Source organism: Bacillus cereus group sp. MYBK195-1, from assembly GCF_051916605.1.
In the GTDB taxonomy this organism is placed as follows: Bacteria; Bacillota; Bacilli; order Bacillales; family Bacillaceae_G; genus Bacillus_A; species Bacillus_A cereus.
This window is the reverse complement of sequence record NZ_JBQAGZ010000005.1, coordinates 75,349-98,720: the sequence shown is the minus strand read 5'-3', so window position 1 is coordinate 98,720 and position 23,372 is coordinate 75,349. Positions and strand designations below refer to the sequence as shown.

Sequence of the window (23,372 nt, the reverse complement as noted above, 5' to 3'; positions counted from 1 at the left end):
TCATTTTTCGAGTGACTCAGATTGTTTATACATATAATAAGCCCCCGCTATAAAATAATCATGAAGGTAGCAAGGGGAATAGTTTAGTGTTACTGAATAGTTCAGAATTACAGTAGTTCTATTATAGTATGTATTATAAAATTTATAAAACATTATAACTGTATAATTTTAATATCTACGTTTATCAATGTTTAGATATTAACTAATCAAATCTATTCCTATTATATATGTAAATACAGTTGTTTTGCTACTGTAAATGAATAAATAAAATAAGCCAAGACATAAAATTCTTGGCTACACATAAATCTTGTTTTTAGGCTATTTTACAGTGACAGTAGCTTGCTGCTGAACGCGCTCAAATAACCAGTGTATATCATTGTTATACATACGAATACAACCAAGTGTTGTCCATTTGCCGATTGCTTGATTATTGTTAGTTCCGTGAATCGCATAAGTTGTTCCGTAAGTTCCTGCCATATTTAATCCGAGCCAACGGTCACCAAGTGGATTACGTGGATCGCCGCCTTTAATTTTGCCTGTATAATAAGGGCGGTTTTTAATTTTATTTACGATTTGAAAAGTGCCTTTAGGTGTAGGTGTTGCAGCTTTTCCAGTAGCGACAGTAAAACTTTTTATAAATTTTCCATCCTGATAATAATCCATTTTATTTAACTGAGTGTCTACGATTAATTGATCTTTCGTTGTAGCTGCCTCTGCACTAGCGAATGGAAGAGTTAAAAATCCTAATGATAATAGTGCGCTTAATAATAATTTTTTCATTGTTATTCTCCTTTTACTATCGTAATAGTCTTACATACAATGAAGTTGTAATCCTCGTAATGCTTTATTTACATTTTCATCTAATGTTTCAAAGAATGTAGTGATTTTGCTGTTGTGTTTGTTGTTATCAATAAGTAATCTTTCATTTAATAAAAGCTCACCACGTAGTCCAAAACTTTGAACTTGAATATTTAGCTCATCTTCATTTTCAGAAATGATTGGTAAGAAATAGTGAAAAGCTTTTGTTGGAATGATGTAGCTTTTGCCAATCATGCTTTCTTGATTTGAATTAATCCATTTTTTCGTGACAATTTTAATATTCTTTTTTGAAACGATAAAAGATAGTGTTGTAGATTTTGTTAAACTTACGTCAAATTCACTTGTTTCACATATTTGTAAATTAAAAACGGTTTCATTTTGATGAGATTCAACATTTGTATTAATAAAATCGTGCATTTTATATGCTTCCATTTCGTATTCACCCTTTTTTCAATTTCGAAAAACGACTTATATTTATTCAAATTAATGCTTAGTCATATATTGGTTAAATTTTTCAACAAATTCCGATATAATCTTACAATACGTATATGAAGCTAATATGAAGTTAGCATGAGTTTGTGATGGTTTTTTATTGAGAACAAAATAAGAGAGCTTTTTTAGTGCTAAAAAATGGATAAAATCTGCATGTTATTAATGCGTCTTTTCGCTATTTCGACTTGGAAAATAATTTTTACTATTTAATAAAGAACGAAAATCATTAGTGTGACCCTTACAAAAATGTAATAAAAATGTAAGCTATTGTGATAGTTATTTCGACAATTTTTTTATACAATAATAGTAAGAATTTGTACGTGATTGAAAGGAGAGATGACATGGAATGGATTCATGAATTATTTCAGCAATACGGGTATTATGTTGTACTTGTCGGCTTGCTGTTAGAATATATTGCACTTCCGTTTCCGGGAGAGCCAACATTAGCATATGCGGGATTTTTAGCACATAAGGGTGATTTAAGTTTACCGATTTTAATTATTCTATCCTTTATTGGGACAAGTGTAGGAATGACGATTCAATACTTTTTAGGAAATAAATTAGGTATGCCTTTCATTCAAAAGTATGGGAAATACGTATTTTTAACACAAAGAAAAATTGACTTAACGAGAATGTGGTTTGATAAGTATGGGTACTTCCTAATTTTTATTGGTTTCTTTATTCCTGGTGTACGTCATTTCACAGGATACTTTGCAGGAATTATTAATTTACCATTCCGTCGTTTTGCCATTACAATTTATTCAGGCGCTCTATTTTGGGTATCATTCTTCTTAATCGGTGGTTACTGGTTAGGTGGAAACTTACATGATATCTTTGGAGTGCTAGAAGGTCATATCGGTAAAATCATTTTTGGAGTTATTGTGATTGTAGCGGTTACGTTGGGTATTCGTTTCCGTAAGCAGTTAAAACGAGTATTACTACAAAACGCAAGTTAATATGAAATCCATTCTATGTCAGAATTTAGGAAGGTAGTGCAAAAGCACTGCCTTTTTTATTTTATTTTTAAGACTATGTTTAATGCACATTTTACATTCTTTATAGGAATTTGATACAGGATAAGAAATAAGTATTTTGTCAATTATTATAGTCGTAATGACAATTATAATTGACAAATATAAGGATATTATTTACAATTTTAATTAAATAAATGAAAAAGAGGGAAGACATGAAGCTTCAAAATCGAGTGAGGGAATTGCGAGCAAAGCATCGTTTATCACAAGGGGATTTAGGGAAAGCGATTGGATCATCACGGCAAACGATTAGTTTAATTGAGCGTGGGGATTATGCACCATCTATCGTATTGTCGTTAAAAATCGCACAAATTTTCAATGTACCGGTGGAGGAAATATTTACGTTAGTAGAGGGGGAAGAGGACGATGAAGAGTAAGCGAAAAAAACAATTTGATTCTGTGGGGAAAATAGCATTAAGTATGATAGGAGGATTTTTAACGTCTTATATAGCTTTAAATTTACTCTCGGATGAACCGAGAAAATTATCATCCAATACATTTATAGGTATATGTACTATTTTTGGAATTTTAATGATGTACTATACTTGGAAGAATACACGTATGTTAGCAGAGGCACGCGATGAAGAAGAGAGCGTACAAGGCAGAAAATTAGGCATTATAAGTATATATTTACGTGTAGGTGATATAGTTACGCAGGCATGGTTTGTATATGCAGTTATTACATGTAGACGTGCACTGTTGCAGGATACAGATGTTTCATTTGCGGTGTGGAATTTAGTAGCTTCTATTGCTTGTTTAACTACAGTAGTAATTATCGGACTCATAACAAAAAATCGTTATAATAAGCTATATCCTGAACAAGGTGTAACGTATATGGAATCTATGAAAATGTGGACGAAAAATGCAGATGAAGGATTAAAGCACATTGTGCATGAGGCTGGATATAAAGCATATGAATTTACGAATACAATATTGGCATATGTATGGTGGGCTGCCGTTATATATACAGCTGCTAGTAATATCGATTTTGTATTAATTGGCTTAATCTCATTTATTTGGATATTGCATCTTGGGAAGTTCATGTACGAAATGCAGAGGAAAATGATTTATTAAGGGGAGAAAAAGGTGGATATTTTAAGAAGGCCAGCTGGCTCAATGACAGTGGCGCTAATTCTGTCCATTTTATACGGAGTAATCCGAACTGGGAAATTAGAAGTAATTTTGAACCTATGGGCAATAGTTGGAATTTCATTATTAGTGTTAGCCATTCATGAGCTAGGACATGTAGTATTTGGTGTAATAGGTGGTTTAACATTTAAATTTATGACAGTAGGACCCATTACTATTCAAAAAGAAAAGGGAAAATTACGCATTCGAGAAAATAAATTATGGGCTTACTTTGGAGGCGTTGCAACACTAGTACCAACTTCTATAGAGACACCGAATCTTTCGAAAAAATGGGCGTGGCTCACTTTAGGTGGACCAATTACGAGTTTACTGTTTGGTATTACTTCCGGTTACATATACATGGTGAGTTATTATCAATATCTTTTATATTTTTCCTTTTTCCATTTTGCAATCTTTGCGGTTACAATTGTGCCGATAAAAGGAACGCTTATGAGTGATGGGATGCAATTTCTTATTTTAATTAAAGATGATGAAAGAGCTAGAAATCATTTATATGAGATTCAAATATCGAGTGAGTTATTTAGTTATAAAAGACCGAAAGATTGGGATGAAAGATTAGTAGAATTGAGTGAGGAGAAAATAAAAGAGAATAAAGGGATAAGAGAGATAATGAGTAGACTTATGCTTGTCTTTTTTGCTCGTGCAGATCAAGAGGGAATGGAAAGAGCGATACCGTATATAGAACGAATTGTTCAACTACCTGTAACGAAAGAAAATAAGTTTTTCGTTAGTAGTTTTCATAGTTGGTATCTTTTATATAAAGCCCTTTATCAGATGGATAGTCTTTCTTTGCAAGAAGCAACGGAACATGCAAAGGCTATTACAAAAATGGACCTAAGTGGATATTACCGTACACAAGGAATTATTAAATATTTAGAGGGCGATATGGAAGCGTCCTGTACTTATATGAAGAAAGCTGATAAAGAATTAAAGAGTGCCGAGAAGAGTGAGATGGGATATTTACAATTAGAAAGAGAATGGTTTGAGCAGTTGAAGGTGAGGGTATCTTACGATGGGTGAGGTATCCTCTTTTTTATATGTCATCTTATGCCGTTCCATAAATAGCCCGGGGCGAGTAAAATGAGATAAGAAGAGCAAAACTTGGAGGAAGTAAATATGGAAATTTTATCAATTATTTTGATAGTCTTGCTCATTTATGTTGTTTTTAAAGTGGCATATGTAGCATTAAAGATACTCGCGATCCTATTAATTATCTTTTTAATCGTAGAGTTCGGCAGTAAGTTGCTTGGGGGATAGGGTATGTGGTGCGTTTCGAGTGTCGAAGGTTGTCGTTAAATCGATATCTTGTGTTGAACCGTCGATATAATGAAAAAATCGTTGATATAAGTGGAGAAATGATCGATATATTTGAAAAATCGTTGATATATTTTAGTGAATACGAAGTGGGGGATGTGGAAAAGAAGTTGCCGTGAGGGTAACTTCTTTTTATCGTGATGCGGGGATATGCAAAACAATATAAAAAGCTGGAAGAGTATCTTCCAGCTTAAGAGTTACTTTCAATTTGACGACCGCTATCTTCTTCAGTGTCTTGTAATAGGTTGAATACGTCTGCTAGGCAGAATGCAATGAACCAAGTCCATAGACCGTGGAAGAAAGCTGAGCTTAATTGAAGTGGTAATGTATAGTTTGTCATTGAGTAGGAAATACATCCACCAACGATTCCAATCATTGTTAATAACATTGTTTTTTGAGCATTTTCTTCTGGATTGAAGAGGAAGTAAATGTATCCGCCTAGAATTGAAGCGCTTACAAGTGTTTCGATTCCGTTAAAGATGATATTCTCTCCAAGCTGAGTGTTTGTCCAGAAGCAGATTGCTCCGCCGATAATAGCAAACAGGACAGCTATTGTATATCGTATATATTGATTCATATGTTCATCTCCCTATGTAATAAGATGATTTGGAAGTCAAAAAGGTAGGTATAGTATATTGAAGTGAGTTTTAATTGTACGTATCTTTTTATAAAAAGATCATTGAAGAGTAACTAAGATGATCGGTTATTTAAACCGTTACGTGTATGGTGTCTGAAATATACCCGACTGCTCGTTTCTTTTTGCTTGTAAAATAAGAGAAACTTCCAAGTCTATATACTCTTTTTTTGTGAGTCTGCTTTCATTATAACACATTTAGGGACATAATAATAGAATTATCTGATTTTGTAATAAGTGTAAAAAATAAAAAGCGTAAGGAAATACAATTAACGGTGCAGTTTAGTGGAAGAAGGATTTTAATTTATTATGATGAAATATGTAATCAAGGTGAGATCTAAGAATGAGGCTTAAATACTATAAAAAATGTTTTATAGCATGAATGTAAGGGAGGAGAGCTAACTTGGAGTTCACAACAGAAAGATTAATAATTAGACCTTTTAAGAGTACTGATTTACAGGATGTATTTGCTATTTATAATAGTGATGATACATGTAAGTTCCTATTACATAATAAGTGGACTCATGAAGACATGCAGAAAAGATTTAATAAGAAGCTAGCAAATAATGTACTTACTAAAGAAACAATATTAAGTTTGGCAGTTATATACAAAACTAAAGTAGTTGGTGATTTATCAGTATGGTACACAAATATGAAAGACACTGTTGAGATTGGTTATAGTTTTGCAAATGAAGTAGCTGGGAGAGGTTTGGCAACAGAAGCAGTAAGTAGTTTGGTATTGAAATTATTTAATGAATGTAATGTACATCGTATACAGGCTAATCTTGATGCACGTAATACAGCTTCACAAAAATTGTGTGAACGAATAGGCATGAGAAAGGAAGCCCATTTCATACAAGATTTTTGGAATAAAGAGGAATGGACAGATAGTATTGTATATGGAATGCTATCCTCCGATTTGTAGTAATAAACTTAGTGATTTTATTATGCTAAAAGGTACGTTAGTTGAATAACAAAGGGCATAACATATTAGTCATATATAATATGTTATGCCCTTTAATTTATTAACCGGTTTTATATGCGTTTGAAACGGCCGACAATTTCAACTGTTTCAGTAATGTTCATAAATGCTTTGTTATCCACTTGACGGATAATACGTTTCATTTCGCCTAACTCATAGCGAGTCACGACAGTGTAAATCATTTTTTTCTTATGGTTTGTATAGCCGCCGACAGCGTCTACCATTGTCACCCCGCGTATGCCGTGATGTAGTAGTGCGCTTTTTATTTCCTCGCCTTTTTCTGTAATAGTCATTATCGTTAATTTAATATGTTTCGTATGCACAGCGTCGATAACTTTGCTGACTACAAATCGACTAATTAACGTATAAAGTGTAATATCCCATCCGAAAATAAAACCTGCTGCTACAAGTAAGATTAAGTTGAATACAAATATGATTGCTCCAATTGAAACATCTCGGTATTTCGCTACAATCAATCCAACAACATCAAAACCACCTGTTGAAGAAGCAAATCGGAATATAATTCCTGAAGCTGCTCCGCAGATAACACCACCGAATACAGAAGAAAGTAAAATATCGTCTGAAACTTGGTGTACCGGGATAATGTTCATCGCTAACGATGATACAGCTACAAAGTACGCTGTTAAAAAGGTTGTCTTCTTTCCTAAGTAAAAGTGACTTAAAATAAGAAGAGGAATGTTTAGTAAAAAGATAAGTGCACCGATATTGTAGTGCATTAAATAACCGATAATCATCCCTACACCAGCGAATCCACCGCTAATCATATTATGCGGGATAAAAAACATATTCATAGAAATTGCATACAAAATAGAAGCTATAAAAATAACAACCAACTGTATCATAAATTCTAAGTGAAATGTTTTAGCTGCTGGGAAGGATAAAAAGGCGGTGTCGGGAACGTAATCGGCGTCTCCTAGTTGACCCATAGTATGTTTCATCTCCATATTCATTTTTGATTACAAGAAGAGAATAAAGGTTTTTTCAAAAACTGGCAATAGTTTTATTATAATGCAAAAATTTTATAAATTTCTAATAAATCAAGCCTATTCATTGATGTGTGTGAATATGCTAAAGAAAGCGAATACAACGTTTCTTAATTATTGTTTTCTTGAGAAAATATGCAAAATACTTTTTTTGAAAATAAAAGGAAATAGAGAATATTTGCCCGATGTGCTAAAATGACCTTATTAAGGATGTGAAGCGATGGAATTTTTATTGCAGGATGCAATTCTATATATATCGTTTGTAACGACAGCACTTTGTTTATTAGAAGTTTTCTTCCTTACTAATGTTTCTCGCTTTGTGCGTCAACAAGCATCAAGCGGTAGACAAAGAGCTTTTGCGTTAGTTGATACATGTGAAGATAGTGCGGGAAATGTACCGCTATTTTCAATTTTTTATAAATATGGAATGATTCGTTCCGTACGCAGACAAGAATCAAGTGAAGAGAATGATGAGGTTGGTCCGTATACACCAATGTTTCGCTAAATAATTACGAAACATTGGAGGAATGAACATGTTAAAATCATACCGAGCTGCGCTCATTAGTTTATCAGTAGTACTTGTTTTTGTTTTATCTGGCTGCAGTAATGCAGGCACAATTGATTCACATAGTACGGGAATATGGAACCATTATTTCGTATATCCAATCTCGTATATGATTCAATTTGTTGCTCATCATATACCGGGAGCTAGCTTCGGGGTTGCTATCATTATTATGACGCTCGTTATTCGTTCAGCCATGATTCCATTAGCTGTTTCGCAATATCGCAGCCAAGCGAAAATGAAGAAAATGCAACCTGAATTGCAGAAGCTAAAGAAAAAATACGGTGATGTAAGCAAAGACCTTGAAAAACAAAAGCAGTATCAAAAAGAAATGTCAGAACTAATGAAATCAGGCGGTTGGAATCCACTTGCTGGTTGCTGGCCAATTTTTATACAAATGCCGATTTTCTCTGCTTTGTATTATGCGATTAGCAGAACGGAAGAGATTCGCACATCTTCGTTTTTATGGGTGAACCTAGGACATGCAGATCCATATCATATATTACCGATTATTGCAGCGTTAACGACATTTATTCAGATGAAAGTTTTCCAATCGAATATTACACCTGGAGAACAAGTACAGATGCTAAAGATGCAGCAAATTATGATGCCAGCAATGATTCTATTTATGGGGTTTGCGGCGCCATCAGGACTTGTGTTGTACTGGATAACAGGTAACTTATTTACAATGACACAAACAATTGTATTAAGAAAAATAATGGAACGTGAAGAGTTACAATTACAAAAAGCATAGAGAAACACCGCTCATTACGAGCGGTGTTTTTTATTTGAATCGTTAAGGAAATTTTAAGAAACCAATATTACTATTGGCGTTGTATACGAAAGTGTACATGCTTTAGAAATATGAAGGAGGAAATTTCCTATGAAGAAGAAAACAGTTGGTTATTTAGCGATTGCAGGTGCTTTATCATTCGGAATCATTGGAGGAGTCGGTGTTCCGGCATTCGCGGCAACAAATACTCCAACAGCTGAGCAAGCGACAAAAACAGCGAAAAAAGATTTAGATGCCGCTACAAAACAAAAAGTAAAAACGATTATGGACGATACAAAGAAACAGTTACAGGAGCTAGGTGTAAAGCTTCCAGAAAAAGAAAAACGTAAAGAAATGTTTGCGGGATTAGATGAACAGGCGAAAGAAAAAGCGAAGTCGATTTTAGAGCAAGAAAAGTCTGGAAAATTAACACGAGAACAAGCAAAAGAGGAATTAACAAAGTTAGGCGTAAAAATGCCGGAGAAAGGTAAGCGTGGAGACATGTTTGCTAACTTAGATGAACAGGCGAAAGAGAAAGCGAAGTCGATTTTAGAGCAAAAGAAATCTGGAAAATTAACGCATGAGCAAGCAAAAGAGGAATTAACAAAGCTAGGCGTGAAAATGCCGGAGAAAGGTAAACATGGAGACATGTTTGCTAACTTAGATGAACAAGCAAAAGAAAAAGCAAAGTCAATTTTAGAGCAAAAGAAATCTGGAAAATTAACGCATGAGCAAGCAAAAGAAGAATTAACAAAATTAGGTGTGAAACTTCCAGAGAAAGAGAAGCATGAAGATATATTTGCAGGATTAGATGAGGCAACAAAAACAAAAGCAAAAGCGATTTTAGACAATGAAAAGAAACAATTAGAGGCATTGAATGTTGATTTACCGCACCATAAGTTTTTTATGAAAAAAGATGAGAAATAATTGAATGAAGTCGTATCTTTCGTGTGGGCAACCGAAAGATACGTGAGAGGACCGATTTCTGTTAGCAGAAATCGGTCCCTTTTAATGATTTAATAAAATTTTTTTCATTGTTAGTATGTATCCGAAGACGCAGTAGAAGATTGCAAAACCGATAAACACTTCCGTATATTGATATTTACCCAATACGTAGAAGGAAACAGCTGGTATAATAGCTACCGCTAAAATGCTATAACCAGGATACTTGTGCCGATGCATGATAGAGAATAGAACAGAGAGAAACGTAGCGATGATACAAAAGACAGCAATCATTATTGGTGCACCTCCTAAATGGATTATACCATTTTTAGGGAAATAGAGAAGTTTTGTATCTTCTGTTATAATATAAGAAGATAAATATTTCCTATGTTATATAAAAAACATATTGATTTTTTCTAACAATTCAATATAATGAACAATAACTACAAAATTCGACATCAAGAAGTGATGATGAGGACACGATCAATTTTTTACGATTTCCAGAGAGGGAAGCCTTTGGCTGCGAGCTTCCTAATACGGAAAAATGGATTACCACCTCTGAACTGCAGCAGTGAACGAGCATCTAGTAATTGCTTGCCGGCAAAAACCGTTATTTAGACTTGAGAAATTGGTGAAGTGTGTTACTTTACGAATTGAAACAAGGGTGGAACCACGAATACAACACTCGTCCCTTTTTTAGGGAGGAGTGTTTTTTTATTTCATTTTTGCATCACACTAGGATTGGAAGGAGGATACGCAGCATGCATCATGATGAGAAGAACAAAATTGGTTTAACAGTAGCACTTTCTATCGTAGTAGGAACGATTATTGGATCTGGTGTGTTTATGAAACCAGGGAGCGTATTAGATTACTCGGGGAGTTCTAATATGGCCATTCTTGCTTGGGTAATTGGTGGTCTGTTGACGCTAGCAAGTGGTTTAACAGTTGCTGAAATTGGAGCGCAAATCCCGAAAAATGGTGGGTTGTATACGTATTTAGAGGAGATTTACGGAAGTTTTTTGGGATATTTATCAGGTTGGATGCAAACAATTGTTTATGGACCTGCTATTATCGGAACATTAGGTTTATACTTTAGTTCTTTAATGATTAATTTTTTCTATTTAGATAAAGTGTGGAATTTACCAATCGCAATTGGAACGGTTGTGTTCCTTGGCGTTGTAAATAGTATGGGAACAAAATACGGAGGTATCGTTCAAACAATCACGACAATTGGGAAGATGATTCCGATTGTGTTAATTGTTGTGCTAGGTTTCTGGAAAGGGAATAGCGATATTTTTAACGTAGTTGTGCCGATATCGGAAAATCAAAGTATCGGTATGGCAATTTTAGCAACGTTATTTGCTTATGACGGCTGGATTTTACTTGCTTCGATTGGTGGAGAAATGAAGAATCCAACAAAGTTATTACCGAAAGCAATGACAGTAGGGATTTTAATCGTAACGGCTGCTTACGTATTAATTAACTTGGCATTATTAAATGTATTACCAGCAGCGAAAATTGTAGACCTTGGAGAAAATGCAACAGCGACAGCTGCAGGCATGTTACTTGGAGAATATGGCGGAAAAATTATTAGTATCGGTATTATCGTTTCTATTTTCGGCTGTTTAAATGGAAAGATTTTAACGTTCCCACGTATCCCAATGTCTATGGCAGAGCGTGGACAACTTCCATTTTCTAAGTTTATTGCAAAGGAAAGTCCGAGATTTAAAACACCAGCAAATGCGATTACTGTTGAAATCATTTTAGGAATTATTTTAATGATTATTAGTGATCCAAATAAGCTGTCTGAGATTTCCGTATTCATTATTTATATTTTCTATGTAATGACGTTTATTGGTGTCTTCATTTTAAGAAAACGTAATAAGAATAAAGAGCGTGCATATAGTGTACCGTTATTCCCAATCGTACCAATCGTAGCGATTTTAGGTTCGTTCTTTGTAATTGGTAGTGCGATTATTAACGATCCAGTAAGTTGTTTCTTATCGATTGGAATTGTATTTACGGGACTTCCGGTGTATTGGTGTTTAAATAAGAAGAAAGAAACAGAATGATGAAAAGGTAGGCGTATTATACGCCTACCTTTTTTACTGTAAAAAAATTGTACTTGCGTCTATTTTCTGTTTTGGTTACTATAGTCGTAGTAACCAAAACGGAAAGCGTGGGGAAAGACTTGAATTTTCGTGTTTATATTTTAGCTATCGCGGCTTTTGTAGTCGGAACGGTTGAGCTAATTATAGGAGGAACGCTCGATTTAGTTGCCAATGATTTAGGAGTATCTATTAGTGCAGCTGGTCAGCTTATAACAATATTTTCGGTAGTATTTGCTTTGTCAGGTCCAGTTTTATTAGCTTTGACAGGGAAGTTTGAAAGAAAAACATTGTATGTTGGAGCATTATCGATTTTCTTAATCGGAAATATTATTTCGGCATTTAGTGTGAATTACGGAATGCTGATGTTCTCAAGGGTTATTTGTGCGGCGAGTGGTTCATTAATTATTGCACTATCGGTAACACTTGCTTCTAGTGTAGTAGAACCGCATTTTCGTGCGCGTGCAATTGGAATCATTTTTATGGGAATTAGTGGATCACTTGTGCTTGGAGTACCGCTTGGTCTTGTACTCGGAAATGCATACGGATGGCGTGCACCATTTGTATTAATTTCGGTATTAACAGTTATGGCAATTGCTTGTATTTCATTATTCTTAACGAAAGTACCACCGACATCGGTATTATCAATAAAAGAACAACTTGCTACTTTAAAAGATAAAAAAATTGTAAGTGCACAGTTAACATCATTTTTGTTTTTAACAGGGCATTTAACATTGTATGCATATTTAACACCGTTTTTAAAAGATGTCATGCATGTTGAAGCAAACTGGATTAGTGTGTTTTACTTTATTTTCGGAATCGCAGCAGTAATTGGTGGCGGCTTTGGTGGCTGGCTTGCTGATAAATGGGGATCGAAAAAAAGTATTATTTCCATCATTATCGTATTTGCGTGTGCAATATTCATACTGCCATTAATGACATTCTCATTCCCGCTCTTCATCATTATGATGGGACTTTGGAGTATGCTGAGCTGGGCGATTTCACCAGCGCAACAAAACTATTTAATTGAAATTGCACCAGAATCAGCTGGTATTCAGCAAAGTTTAAATAACTCTGCCCTTCACTTAGGAATTGCACTTGGTTCAACAGTAGGCGGAGTTGTTATCGAAAAATCATCTGTTATATATAATGCTTGGGTAGGCGGTGGCTTTATTGTATTAGCACTGCTTTGCGCGATTTTCTCGATTACGAGAGGACGCTCTACTCAGTTCGTGAAAGAAGAATCTATCGTTTGATAGGTTCTTTTTTTATTTGTAAAAAATTGCAGGTTTTAGTAGAAAGGTGGAGAATTTATATGTAGCGAGGTGATGTATATGTATACGAATTTTTCAATTATTGGTCTTCTAATTTCAATGCTCCCTTTGTTTCTTATTATTCTTGCACTTAGATGGGTTCGTTTCATCTATAAAAATTCAGAGAAACAGGTAGAGCAAAATGAGAAAATCATTGAGCTGTTGATGGAGATAAAGGAACAAAACGAAAAGGAGTCTAAGTGAAAAACTAGACTCCTTTTTATTATTTAATTAGTATCTTAATTTCATTAACAAACTCTTAATTTCCTCATCTTCCATAAAGAGGTCATGGTGTTTCTGGGTAATCTTTGCAAGTGCAACGTCATGATAGAAAAATTCTGTAAAGAACTTTACGAAAGGTTGTGACATTGTTTTCATCGCTTGCCATGACTCTTGTTCTACGCCAGCAAATAAAATTTCACGATCGTCAACGATGAGTAGCAAGTAGCGCTCTAATGCATTAGGTTCTTCAGCTGGGATTAGAAAATGCATGTTTTCTAAGTCTGTTTCTACTTCTCCAACAATAAGGGATTCAATTTGAACACCTTGTTTTGCTTTTTGTTCTAGTAAAGGAAGATATTCTAAAAGAGTATCATTCCAAGCTGAAATACGGATTGATTCTTTTGCACTTTCAATGAGTTCTTTACTTTGAACTCGAATAGAAGATTGCATCTTTAAGCTCCACACACGGTCATCTGTAAATGATTTTTTTGATATATTTGTTTCCAGTTCTTTAATATTTGATTGGAATTCTGTCGTTAATTTTTCAATTGCTAGCTTTAGTGGTAATGCTGTATACAGTTTTTTCTTTTCTGAAACAGAATCCATTACCATTCCTTTATCGATTAGGCGTGCTAGCACTTCATATATTTTTGCTTTTGGAACACCTGAATGCTTCACAATCGTTGTAGCATCTAATGGTTCATTGCTTGATACGACAACTTCGTAAGCTTGGCTTTCATATTGTGAGAAACCGAATTTTTGTAACATAGTTACCTCCGAACGAATGAGATTATATTTTAAGGATAATGAACTATTTGTTTTTGCACAAGTGGTAGTCCGTTTTCTAATTGTATTAAGGTGAGAATTAATTTCAATTTTTTAATTTTATCTATTATACTTAATATAATGATTAATAAGATTTCAATTTAATGCGAAGGGGATGCTTGGGGGAAGATGTTAAGAAGTTTACGATTAAAAATTGCGGTAGTGTTTTCAGTTCTTATTTCTATGATGTTCGTAATATTGGGTACAGCTGTGTATCAATTACAGAAAGAAAAGGAAGTGCGTTCCTTAGACGAGTATTCTCAAAATGCGATGGATCTTGTGACAGAGCAACTTACGACATTTGTTCAAAGAACGGATGAAGATATGGGGTATTACGCGAACAGTGAGATGATTCGTAATATGCTTCAAGGTGGGGTTACTCCAGAAGAGGAAGCGTTTTTAACGAAAGAGTTTGCAGAGTATAAAAAGAATCATCCTGGTATTTTAGATTTATATATTGGTACGAAAGATAAAAAAACATTAAGTGCCAATCTTGCTGAAGGTGGGCAAGTGCCAGAAGGATATGATCCAACGACAAGACCATGGTATAAAGATTCAGAGGCTGATGTAAAAAAGGTCCATTGGGGACAACCTTCTTATGAAATTGCAACAGGAAAGTTAAGTGTAGGTGTTTCTAAAGCAATTACAGCTCAAGATGGGTCTGTATTAGGCGTTGTTGCGATGGATGTATCGCTTGGGACGATTCAGAAGTTGCTTCACAATATTCAATACAATAATGACGGAGAAATGTTTATTATAAATGATAAAAATATGGCTCTTGTTTATCCAGAAAAGATAGGGAAAGATGTTTCTAAAGAGCCACTTATAAAAAGCTTAAATAAAGAGGTAACAAAATATGCGGTCACTACAATAAAAGGTGAAGATGTAGTTGTTTATAGTCAATCATTTGATACGATGAAATGGACGATAGGAATCTTTTATCCGAAAGAAACGATCGATGGGCTATTAAATAGTACAAGAAATACAGTTATTATAATGGCATGTATTAGTTTATTAGTTGGAATCGTAGCTTCCTACTTGTTCTCAAGAAGATTAGCAAGACCACTGCAACTATTAAAGAATCACGTGCAAAAAGTAGCAGAAGGCGATTTAACGCTGCGAATGAAAGTGACAAGTAAAGATGAAGTTGGAGAGTTGACTAAGCACTTTAATGATATGGTTGAACAAATGAATGAAATGGTAAGTAAAATTAAAAACAGCGTATCAACGGTACAACAATCAACGAATAGTTTACATTATTTAACGAACGAAACAGTAGCGGCTAGTAGAGAAGTTTCAGGAGCAATGGATGATGTGAGCGGAGGAGCTTCTACTCTTGCGAATAGTGTGGATGAAGTTTCAGCTCAGCTCGAGAATATGGCGGAGTCAGTGGAACAAATGAATAGCTCCGTTGGTGAAATAAAAGGAGTGGCTGGCAAAGCGGAAGAGGCATCTAAGCAAGGATTAAATACAATGAGGAATTTAATCCGTACGAGGGGACAATCATCTTCGATTGTTGTTCATACAGAAGAAGCATCGGATAAGTTAGAACAAAGAGTTGGATCGATTCAAAATGTTGTTGAACTTATAAAAGGCATTTCGGATCAAACAAATTTACTTGCTTTAAATGCATCGATTGAAGCTGCCCGTGCAGGTGAGCAAGGTAAGGGATTTGCGGTTGTTGCTGAAGAGGTGCGGAAATTAGCAGAACAATCAAAAGAGGCAACCGGAGAAATCACAACGATGATTGGTGATGTACAATTAGAAGTAAAAAGGGTTGTAGAAGTTGTAAGTAAATTGAAAGACATTGCAGATGTGCAAAATAAAGTGACGACAGAGGCGGAAATGGAGTTCCGCACAATTATGTCAGTCGTAAATACGATTAGTACTTCAGTTGAAAAAATTGTAGAAGAGGTACATAACATAGGTTACGAGCAGGGGGAAATTACAGCGGTAATGAATACAATTGCTGGTACGAGTCAAGAAAGTGCAGCTGTTTCTGAAGAGGTACATGCTGCAACGGAATCACAGGTGAATCATTTAGAAAAGGTAGCTCACACGATGGAAAGTTTGACAGAACATATGAGAGATTTAGAAAGATTAGTCGAGCAGTTTAAAGTGGAAGAGTAACATATTAGTAAAATGATGAGGATTTCGGTAAAATAGACAATGGATATATAAGAAACGATTATAGGAGGAAGACTACTATGGCAATTGTTGATGTATCGATTATTCCAGTAGGAACAGGCAATCCAAGTGTTAGTGAATATGTAGCAGAAGTACAAAAGGTGCTAGAGAAAAATGCGGATCGCGTGAAGTATCAATTAACACCGATGAATACAATTATTGAAGGAGATCTTCCTGTCATTCTAGAAGTAATTCAACAAATGCATGAAGTTCCATATACGAAAGGTGCACAGCGTGTTGCAACAACAATTCGTATCGATGATCGTCGTGATAAAGTAAGCACGATGGAAAAGAAATTAAACTCTGTTCGATCAAAATTATAAGGAAAAGCAGCGATTTTCGCTGCTTTTTTCATATAGGAGGTAGATAAGATGAGTGAAAAGTTTAATGAACAATTTGACGGGTTACTAGAAAAATACACGGAACTATTACTTGGAGAGAGCAATGAAGAGAGAAAAGAACAGGTGCAGAAGTGGGCACTGTATTCTTACATAGCGAAGACGATGCCGGCTTTAGTGAAGCATTGGAATGAGACATATCCTGATGCGAAAGAAGAGATGGTACAGTTAATTACAGATATTAAAAGGCTGAATGAAGAGAAGCGAAATGAGCAATAAAAAAACTTGAGGGAAATATAATCGTAAGTTTTCTGTATTAATATCCTTATATAATTTACATGGAGTATAAAGGATTTTATAGGCATGTCGAATATTTTCGACATGCCTATTTTATGCCTATTAAACTCCATTTTTCTAAATGTCGAAAAATATTTCAGGTATATTTATAAGCAGAAATATAGGTTTTTAAATGTTTTTATAGTATTTTATAAATTATCTAAATAATTATTTGTATCCAATAATTTTAAACAATGATATAATTTTGAAGAGGGGTAAAAAACAGATAAATTACAGTCATAGGGGTGAATTACATGGAACAATTAATGCGAAATTCGTTTCTTTTCTTATCTAAAAATAAAGCGCTAACAAAACTGGCTAAAAAGTACGGTTTACGCTTTGGTGCAGGTCGCTTCGTCGCAGGGGAGACGATTGAATTAGCGACAGCTGCCATTCAACAATTAAATAAGCAAGGTCTTTGCGTAACAATCGATTATTTAGGTGAATTCGTTGATAATGAAGCGGAAGCAAATGAAATGGCTAACCAATCGATTGAAGCGATCCGTGCAATTGGAAGAGAAGGTCTTGATTCGCAGCTTTCTTTAAAGATGACTTCTATGGGATTAGATATCTCTGATGAAATCGTAATGAACAATATGCGCCGTATTTTAGAAGCGGCGAAAGAAAATGGTGTGTTCGTTACCATTGATATGGAAGACTATACACGCTGTGGTAAAACAATTGATATCTTTAAACAATTAAAATCTGAATACGATAATATTGGTACTGTTATTCAAGCTTACCTATATCGTACAGAAAAAGATATTGAAGATTTAAATGCTTATAATCCGAATTTACGTCTTGTAAAAGGTGCTTATAAAGAACCTGAAGAAGTGGCGTTCCCAGACAAGAAAGATGTAGATGACAATTATAAAAAAATTATTAAAATGCACTTATTAAATGGAAATTATACTGCAATTGCTTCACATGACGAAGCGATTATTGAATATACAAAAAAACTTGCTGAAGAACACAATATTCCAAGGGATCAATTTGAATTCCAAATGTTATATGGTATTCGTAATGAGCGTCAACTTGAGCTAGTAAAAGAAGGATACAAAATGCGTGTTTACGTACCTTATGGAAACGACTGGTATGGATATTTCATGCGTCGTTTAGCAGAACGTCCAGCAAACGTTGCGTTCGTATTAAAAGGTATGGTTAAAAAATAACCAAGGAGAAAATACTCCTTGGTTATTTTAATTGCTGAAATGCATAATGTGCCATTTTCTTCGTATCAGGATATAGTTGCGCACGAGTAGAAGATAATACGACGTTAATGACGCGTTTACCGTCTTTTTCATCCACTGTTACGACTGTATATTTGCCAAGTGCTGATAGACCGCTTTTACTTCCAATCGCATATGGATCATCATATAGTTCTTCTCGTCCGTAGTTTGCGATGTTTGGAGAGCGTTCTGAAGTATGTAGAGTTGTACGTGTTGAATTCATATATTCTAAAACAACTGGATACTTTAATGCTTCTTTCGTAATAATAGCAATGTCATATGGCGATACTTTATTTCCAAGTGCATCAGCACCACTTGCGTTCTTGAAAGTCGCATGCTTTGTACCGAGTTCCTTCGCTCTAGCATTCATCATTTTCACAAATTCATTTTTTGATCCTGCGATATGTTCTGCAATTGATTCAGCTATTGGATCTGCACTAATGATAAGCATAAGTTTTAATGCCTCATCACGCTTTAATTTTTCTCCAGCACGAAGTTTAATTTTCTTACTTTGACTTTCTGTTTTAATTGCGTTTTCTGTAACTGTAATTTCTTCATCTTCTTTTACATTCTCTAGTAAAAGAAGGGTTGTCATCATTTTGGCTATACTAGCCGGATAAGAGCGTTCGTCTTCACGTTTCCCATACAAAATTTCACCTGTGTCTGCATCGATTGTAACTCCGTATTGCCCAGTAATATTAGGTTGATCAGCTCTTACAGATTGTTGCCTTTGTGCATAAGAGAAGAAAATCATCCCTGTAAATAGTGTGGCAATCATTACAATCATAACTATTGTTCGTTTCATTATAATTCCCTCATTTGTTACAAATAAATTGGGCAGAAAAAGCAGCCATTAATCATTATGCCACGTTCTCTGCCCAAAAATATAGCGTTATTTTTCGCCCATATTATGCTTTTTATATTGTTGGTTATTACCTTGACGTCCTTTTTCCACGCCGTGGTTATGCGGACCTGCGTTTCCAGTTACACTAGCTGCACTAATTCCAGCCTTTGAAGGGTTCTTCTTAAGTTTTGCCATATATATTCCTCCAGTTTCGTCAGATTATAAAAAGGGAAAGTGTATTTTAGTGAAGAAAATACATATATAGCATGGCCAAATGAAAGAAAAATATTTATTTCAGAAAATTTTATCAATAAATATATTGCGAAAATTTAAACAGTATCATATATTTATTAGTAGAGGCTCACTCATTGATTGCGACTTATGTCGAAAAATTGAATGAGCATTCATTCAAGAATAGGGGGAGAATTGGATGTTCCAAATTAAAAAGGCTGCTGTTCTAGGTTCAGGCGTAATGGGTTCGGGAATTGCGGCACACTTAGCTAATATTGGTATTCCGACATTATTGCTTGATATTGTACCACCTGCGCTTACGAAAGAAGAAGAAGCGAAGGGACTTACATTAGAACATAAAAGTGTGAGAAATCGTTTTAGTAATACGGCTGTGCAAAAACTATTAAAGCAAAAACCAGCTCCTCTGACAGTGAAAGGAAATCTAGCACTGATTGAAGCAGGTAACTTAGAAGATGATCTTGAGCGTCTAGCTGATGTAGATTGGATTATTGAAGTAGTAGTTGAAAACTTAGATATTAAAAAGAAATTATTTGAAAAAGTAGACGCTGTTCGTAAACCGGGCTCAATTGTAAGCTCGAATACGTCAGGCATTTCAGTTGAAAAAATGGCAGAAGGTCGTTCAGACGACTTCCAGAAACACTTCTTAGGCACACACTTTTTTAACCCACCACGATATTTAAAACTTCTAGAGGTAATACCGACGAAAGAAACAGATCCACAAGTATTAAGCTTCATGAAACTATTTGGCGAAGACGTTCTTGGAAAAGGCGTTGTTATCGCAAAAGATACACCAAACTTTATTGGAAACCGCATCGGTACGTACGGTTTACTTGTTACTCTTCAAGAGATGGTAAAACGCGGCTATAGCATTGGGGAAGTTGATTCTGTAACAGGCCCACTTATCGGTCGTCCGAAGAGCGCAACGTTCCGCACATTAGATGTTGTCGGTTTAGATACATTCGTACACGTTGCAAATAACGTATATGAAAATGTGCAAGAAGAAGAGCGTGATGTATTTAAAGTACCAGCTTTCATGCATGACATGCTTGATAAAAAATGGCTTGGAAGCAAAACAGGTCAAGGCTTCTTCTTAAAACAAGGAAAAGAAATTTTAGAACTAAATCCTGAAACGATGGAATATGAAGCGCGTAAAAAATTAAAAGCTGCATCCGTAGAGTTAAGTAAACAAGAAAAAGGATTAGCGAATAAATTGAAAGCGCTTGTATACGCAAAAGACCGCGCAGGAGAGTTGTTATGGAACATCATTACACCAACTCTTTTATACTCTGCAAAACTTCATAAAGAAATTGCTGACGATATCGTTGCAATTGACCAAGCGATGAAGTGGGGCTTCGGCTGGGAGCAAGGACCGTTTGAAGTGTGGGATGCAATCGGCGTTGAAAAATCTGTTCAAAAGATGGAAGAAAACGGCGTAGTTGTTCCTACTTGGGTGAAAGAAATGTTAGAGAAAGGTTTCACTACTTTCTATAAACATGATAACGGCGATAGCTACTATTACGATAATGGCGAATATAAGCTAATCGAGCGTAATAAAAAAGCAATTTCTCTTAAGCAATTAAAAGCGAAAAATGGTGTATTAAAGAAAAATAGCGGAGCGAGCTTAATTGATTTAGGCGACGGTATCCTTTGCTTAGAGTTCCATTCGAAGAGCAATGCAATCGGTATGGATATTACGCAAATGATTAACTACGCTGTTGATGAAGTAGAAAAGAATTATAAAGGTCTTGTTATCGGTAACCAATCGAAGAACTTCTGCGTTGGTGCGAACCTAGCAATGATCTTAATGGAAGCACAAGACGACAACTACTTTGAAATTGAGTGGGTTGTGAAAAACTTCCAAGATGCAATGACGAAAATTAAGTACTCTTCTAAGCCAGTTGTAGCAGCACCATATGGTATGACGCTTGGCGGAGGTACAGAAGTTTGCTTACCAGCAGCGAGCATTCAAGCTTCTAGTGAAACGTATATGGGCTTAGTAGAAGTTGGTGTTGGCTTAATCCCTGGCGGAGGCGGTAATAAAGAGCTATACATTAAACACTTAAACAAAATGGCAAACGGTGTAGAGTTTGATCTGCAAAAAGTTGCAAATAAAGTGTTCGAAACAGTCGCAATGGCGAAAGTTTCAACTTCAGGACAAGAAGCAGTTTCTCATAACTTCTTAGGTGATAAAGATGGTATTAGTGTGAATGGTGATCACTTACTATACGATGCGAAACAGAAAGCACTTGCTTTATATGAAGCTGGTTATAAAGCGCCGATCCGTAAAAAGATACCAGTTGTTGGGGAAACAGGATATGCAACTCTTGCACTTGGTGCGGAAGCAATGCATTTATCTGGTTACATTTCAGAGTACGATCTTCACATTGCTAAGAAACTTGCATATGTCATTGCGGGCGGAAAAGTGCCGTACGGAACAGAAGTTGATGAGCAATATTTATTAGATGTAGAACGTGAAGCATTTATTAGCTTAGTAAGTGAGATGAAATCACAAGCAAGAATGCAGCACATGCTTGTAAAAGGAAAGCCATTACGTAACTAATAACGAGGGGAGATATCGTTCATGAGAGAAGCTGTCATTGTTGCGGGAGCAAGAACACCAATTGGAAAAGCAAAGAGGGGTTCGTTAAAAACAGTTCGTCCTGACGATCTAGGGGCGTTAGTAGTAAAGGAAACGTTAAAGCGTGCAAATTATGAAGGACCAATCGATGATTTAATTTTCGGTTGTGCGATGCCAGAAGCAGAGCAAGGTTTAAATATGGCTCGTAATATCGGCGGATTAGCAGGACTTTCTTACGATGTTCCAGCTATTACGATTAACCGTTACTGTTCTTCAGGTTTACAAAGTATCGCTTACGGAGCTGAGCGTATTATGCTTGGTCACTCTGAAGCTGTATTATCAGGCGGAGCAGAATCAATGAGTTTAGTTCCAATGATGGGACACGTTGTTCGTCCGAATAGTCGCCTTGTAGAAGCGGCTCCAGAATATTATATGGGTATGGGACATACAGCAGAGCAAGTTGCTGTGAAATATGGAATTTCTCGTGAAGAGCAAGATGCATTTGCAGTAAGAAGTCATCAACGCGCTGCGAAAGCATTAGCTGCAGGAAACTTTGCTGATGAAACAGTATCTGTAGATGTGACGTTACGCTCGGTTGGATCAAACAATAAACTGCAAGAAGAAACAATCACTTTCGCACAAGACGAAGGTGTAAGAGCAGAGACAACGCTAGACATTTTAGGGAAATTACGTCCAGCATTTAACGTTCGCGGTTCTGTAACAGCTGGTAACTCTTCACAAATGAGTGATGGTGCAGCATCTGTACTATTAATGGATCGCGAAAAAGCAGTGAGCGATGGCATGAAGCCACTCGCGAAATTCCGTTCATTTGCAGTAGCTGGCGTACCACCAGAAGTAATGGGAATCGGTCCAATCGCTGCAATTCCGAAAGCGTTAAAACTAGCTGGTTTAGAGCTATCTGATATCGGCCTATTCGAACTAAATGAAGCATTCGCTTCACAATCAATCCAAGTTATTCGTGAACTTGGTTTAGATGAAGAAAAAGTAAACGTAAACGGCGGTGCAATCGCACTTGGACATCCACTTGGCTGTACAGGAGCAAAACTAACACTATCTCTTATTCACGAAATGAAACGCCGCAACGAACAATTCGGTATCGTAACAATGTGTATCGGCGGCGGAATGGGAGCAGCGGGAGTATTTGAATTACTATAAAAAAAGTGCAGGTGGCTTGCTCAGAACAGGAGGGCGTTGGAAGCCTTGACGAAGAGGCACTTTTTGCCTCACAGGAAGGGGTGAAACGACCGACTGTTTTAGCCACTGGAACTGGATTATGAAAAAAAGTGGAAGCGGCTCGTTCAGAATGTGAGGGGGATGGAGCTTCAGACGTAGAGGCGTTCTTTGCCTCGCAGGAAGAAGCGAAGCCACCGAACATTCTAGCCGCTGGAACTGGATTATAAAAAAAATGGAAGCAACAA

Annotated in this window: 27 protein-coding genes and 1 other annotated feature; of the genes, 19 read left to right on the top strand and 8 right to left on the bottom strand. The window is 35.8% G+C overall.

Features of this window, described 5'->3' with window-relative positions; translation table 11 throughout:
- Window positions 1–318 precede the first annotated feature (318 nt).
- Together ACTFRY_RS20545 and ACTFRY_RS20540 are read right to left on the bottom strand one after the other, a co-directional pair.
- Entirely contained in the window at window positions 319–780 is a 462-nt protein-coding gene (locus ACTFRY_RS20545; protein ID WP_000735058.1) for a L,D-transpeptidase, read from the bottom strand.
- A gap of 30 nt (window positions 781–810) precedes the next feature.
- Complete coding sequence (locus ACTFRY_RS20540; protein WP_000388768.1) at window positions 811–1,251, bottom strand: DUF3978 family protein; 441 nt, start codon at window positions 1,249–1,251, stop codon at window positions 811–813.
- 401 nt (window positions 1,252–1,652) lie between these two features.
- On the opposite strand from ACTFRY_RS20540, the gene ACTFRY_RS20535 reads away from it, so the two are divergent.
- The 6 genes from ACTFRY_RS20535 (at window position 1,653) to ACTFRY_RS20510 (ending at window position 4,924) form a co-directional block, all read left to right on the top strand.
- On the top strand, window positions 1,653–2,267 hold the full coding sequence (locus ACTFRY_RS20535; RefSeq protein WP_000454754.1) for a DedA family protein: 615 nt from the start codon (window positions 1,653–1,655) through the stop codon (window positions 2,265–2,267).
- 230 nt (window positions 2,268–2,497) lie between these two features.
- The gene (locus tag ACTFRY_RS20530; RefSeq protein WP_000776168.1) at window positions 2,498–2,719 is read left to right on the top strand and encodes a helix-turn-helix transcriptional regulator; all 222 of its coding nucleotides are present in this window, start codon (window positions 2,498–2,500) and stop codon (window positions 2,717–2,719) included.
- Window positions 2,709–3,416, top strand: a complete 708-nt coding sequence (locus tag ACTFRY_RS20525) for a DUF3169 family protein (protein ID WP_000837710.1) — start codon at window positions 2,709–2,711, stop codon at window positions 3,414–3,416. Before ACTFRY_RS20530 ends, ACTFRY_RS20525 begins: the two co-directional genes overlap by 11 nt.
- Before the next feature lie 42 nt (window positions 3,417–3,458).
- Window positions 3,459–4,511 (top strand): site-2 protease family protein, encoded by a 1,053-nt coding sequence (locus ACTFRY_RS20520; RefSeq protein WP_141541506.1) that lies wholly within the window; start codon window positions 3,459–3,461, stop codon window positions 4,509–4,511.
- A gap of 96 nt (window positions 4,512–4,607) precedes the next feature.
- Window positions 4,608–4,748 (top strand): DUF3985 family protein, encoded by a 141-nt coding sequence (locus tag ACTFRY_RS20515; RefSeq protein ID WP_000404758.1) that lies wholly within the window; start codon window positions 4,608–4,610, stop codon window positions 4,746–4,748.
- A gap of 5 nt (window positions 4,749–4,753) precedes the next feature.
- Window positions 4,754–4,924 carry a PadR family transcriptional regulator gene (locus ACTFRY_RS20510; RefSeq protein WP_240853309.1) on the top strand — a complete coding sequence of 57 codons (171 nt, stop codon included), beginning with the start codon at window positions 4,754–4,756 and terminating at the stop codon, window positions 4,922–4,924.
- A gap of 71 nt (window positions 4,925–4,995) precedes the next feature.
- Here ACTFRY_RS20510 and ACTFRY_RS20505 read toward each other — a convergent pair whose 3' ends face one another.
- Window positions 4,996–5,382 (bottom strand): DUF3938 domain-containing protein, encoded by a 387-nt coding sequence (locus ACTFRY_RS20505; RefSeq protein ID WP_001077763.1) that lies wholly within the window; start codon window positions 5,380–5,382, stop codon window positions 4,996–4,998.
- A gap of 460 nt (window positions 5,383–5,842) precedes the next feature.
- On the opposite strand from ACTFRY_RS20505, the gene ACTFRY_RS20500 reads away from it, so the two are divergent.
- Entirely contained in the window at window positions 5,843–6,364 is a 522-nt protein-coding gene (locus tag ACTFRY_RS20500; protein WP_016118849.1) for a GNAT family N-acetyltransferase, read from the top strand.
- Between the two features lie 110 nt (window positions 6,365–6,474).
- On the opposite strand, the gene ACTFRY_RS20495 is transcribed toward ACTFRY_RS20500, so the two are convergent.
- Window positions 6,475–7,368 (bottom strand): YitT family protein, encoded by an 894-nt coding sequence (locus tag ACTFRY_RS20495; RefSeq protein WP_000530044.1) that lies wholly within the window; start codon window positions 7,366–7,368, stop codon window positions 6,475–6,477.
- 277 nt (window positions 7,369–7,645) lie between these two features.
- On the opposite strand from ACTFRY_RS20495, the gene ACTFRY_RS20490 reads away from it, so the two are divergent.
- The 3 genes from ACTFRY_RS20490 to ACTFRY_RS20480 all read left to right on the top strand — a co-directional run bounded on the left by ACTFRY_RS20490 (window position 7,646) and on the right by ACTFRY_RS20480 (window position 9,686).
- Window positions 7,646–7,930, top strand: a complete 285-nt coding sequence (locus ACTFRY_RS20490; protein WP_000394936.1) for a hypothetical protein — start codon at window positions 7,646–7,648, stop codon at window positions 7,928–7,930.
- A gap of 28 nt (window positions 7,931–7,958) precedes the next feature.
- The gene (locus ACTFRY_RS20485) at window positions 7,959–8,741 is read left to right on the top strand and encodes a membrane protein insertase YidC (protein WP_000920519.1); all 783 of its coding nucleotides are present in this window, start codon (window positions 7,959–7,961) and stop codon (window positions 8,739–8,741) included.
- A gap of 129 nt (window positions 8,742–8,870) precedes the next feature.
- Entirely contained in the window at window positions 8,871–9,686 is an 816-nt protein-coding gene (locus ACTFRY_RS20480) for a hypothetical protein (RefSeq protein ID WP_000730878.1), read from the top strand.
- 81 nt (window positions 9,687–9,767) lie between these two features.
- Here the strand turns inward: ACTFRY_RS20480 and ACTFRY_RS20475 are convergent, their stop codons facing one another.
- Window positions 9,768–9,995 (bottom strand): hypothetical protein, encoded by a 228-nt coding sequence (locus tag ACTFRY_RS20475; RefSeq protein WP_098617086.1) that lies wholly within the window; start codon window positions 9,993–9,995, stop codon window positions 9,768–9,770.
- A gap of 165 nt (window positions 9,996–10,160) precedes the next feature.
- Window positions 10,161–10,397: a binding site (T-box leader), on the top strand.
- Between the two features lie 65 nt (window positions 10,398–10,462).
- Between ACTFRY_RS20475 and ACTFRY_RS20470 the strand changes: the two genes are divergently transcribed.
- The 3 genes from ACTFRY_RS20470 to ACTFRY_RS20460 all read left to right on the top strand — a co-directional run bounded on the left by ACTFRY_RS20470 (window position 10,463) and on the right by ACTFRY_RS20460 (window position 13,326).
- Window positions 10,463–11,773 carry an APC family permease gene (locus ACTFRY_RS20470; protein WP_000546303.1) on the top strand — a complete coding sequence of 437 codons (1,311 nt, stop codon included), beginning with the start codon at window positions 10,463–10,465 and terminating at the stop codon, window positions 11,771–11,773.
- Between the two features lie 107 nt (window positions 11,774–11,880).
- A complete protein-coding gene (locus ACTFRY_RS20465; RefSeq protein WP_002001400.1) occupies window positions 11,881–13,065 on the top strand; it encodes an MFS transporter in 1,185 nt (394 codons plus the stop codon).
- A 78-nt stretch (window positions 13,066–13,143) separates the two neighbouring features.
- Window positions 13,144–13,326, top strand: a complete 183-nt coding sequence (locus tag ACTFRY_RS20460) for a hypothetical protein (protein ID WP_000288473.1) — start codon at window positions 13,144–13,146, stop codon at window positions 13,324–13,326.
- A gap of 27 nt (window positions 13,327–13,353) precedes the next feature.
- Here ACTFRY_RS20460 and ACTFRY_RS20455 read toward each other — a convergent pair whose 3' ends face one another.
- A complete protein-coding gene (locus tag ACTFRY_RS20455) occupies window positions 13,354–14,112 on the bottom strand; it encodes a TrmB family transcriptional regulator (RefSeq protein ID WP_000939479.1) in 759 nt (252 codons plus the stop codon).
- Between the two features lie 186 nt (window positions 14,113–14,298).
- Here ACTFRY_RS20455 and ACTFRY_RS20450 point away from each other — a divergent pair, with 186 nt between their 5' ends.
- From ACTFRY_RS20450 to ACTFRY_RS20435, 4 genes are all read left to right on the top strand, one after another.
- Window positions 14,299–16,299: a methyl-accepting chemotaxis protein gene (locus tag ACTFRY_RS20450; RefSeq protein WP_000946368.1), complete on the top strand. Its 2,001-nt coding sequence runs from the start codon at window positions 14,299–14,301 to the stop codon at window positions 16,297–16,299.
- A gap of 77 nt (window positions 16,300–16,376) precedes the next feature.
- A complete protein-coding gene (locus ACTFRY_RS20445) occupies window positions 16,377–16,679 on the top strand; it encodes an MTH1187 family thiamine-binding protein (protein ID WP_001018860.1) in 303 nt (100 codons plus the stop codon).
- Between the two features lie 48 nt (window positions 16,680–16,727).
- The gene (locus tag ACTFRY_RS20440; protein WP_001290594.1) at window positions 16,728–16,973 is read left to right on the top strand and encodes a YusU family protein; all 246 of its coding nucleotides are present in this window, start codon (window positions 16,728–16,730) and stop codon (window positions 16,971–16,973) included.
- Window positions 16,974–17,284: 311 nt separating this feature from the next.
- A complete protein-coding gene (locus tag ACTFRY_RS20435; RefSeq protein ID WP_000436785.1) occupies window positions 17,285–18,202 on the top strand; it encodes a proline dehydrogenase family protein in 918 nt (305 codons plus the stop codon).
- Between the two features lie 22 nt (window positions 18,203–18,224).
- On the opposite strand, the gene ACTFRY_RS20430 is transcribed toward ACTFRY_RS20435, so the two are convergent.
- Window positions 18,225–19,064, bottom strand: coding sequence for a D-alanyl-D-alanine carboxypeptidase family protein (locus ACTFRY_RS20430; protein ID WP_044794995.1), 840 nt, complete (start codon window positions 19,062–19,064; stop codon window positions 18,225–18,227).
- An 87-nt stretch (window positions 19,065–19,151) separates the two neighbouring features.
- Window positions 19,152–19,298 carry a YuzL family protein gene (locus tag ACTFRY_RS20425; protein WP_001096344.1) on the bottom strand — a complete coding sequence of 49 codons (147 nt, stop codon included), beginning with the start codon at window positions 19,296–19,298 and terminating at the stop codon, window positions 19,152–19,154.
- 235 nt (window positions 19,299–19,533) lie between these two features.
- Between ACTFRY_RS20425 and ACTFRY_RS20420 the strand changes: the two genes are divergently transcribed.
- The gene (locus ACTFRY_RS20420) at window positions 19,534–21,915 is read left to right on the top strand and encodes a 3-hydroxyacyl-CoA dehydrogenase/enoyl-CoA hydratase family protein (RefSeq protein WP_000486375.1); all 2,382 of its coding nucleotides are present in this window, start codon (window positions 19,534–19,536) and stop codon (window positions 21,913–21,915) included.
- A gap of 21 nt (window positions 21,916–21,936) precedes the next feature.
- The gene (locus ACTFRY_RS20415; RefSeq protein ID WP_001206333.1) at window positions 21,937–23,109 is read left to right on the top strand and encodes an acetyl-CoA C-acetyltransferase; all 1,173 of its coding nucleotides are present in this window, start codon (window positions 21,937–21,939) and stop codon (window positions 23,107–23,109) included.
- Window positions 23,110–23,372 lie beyond the last annotated feature (263 nt).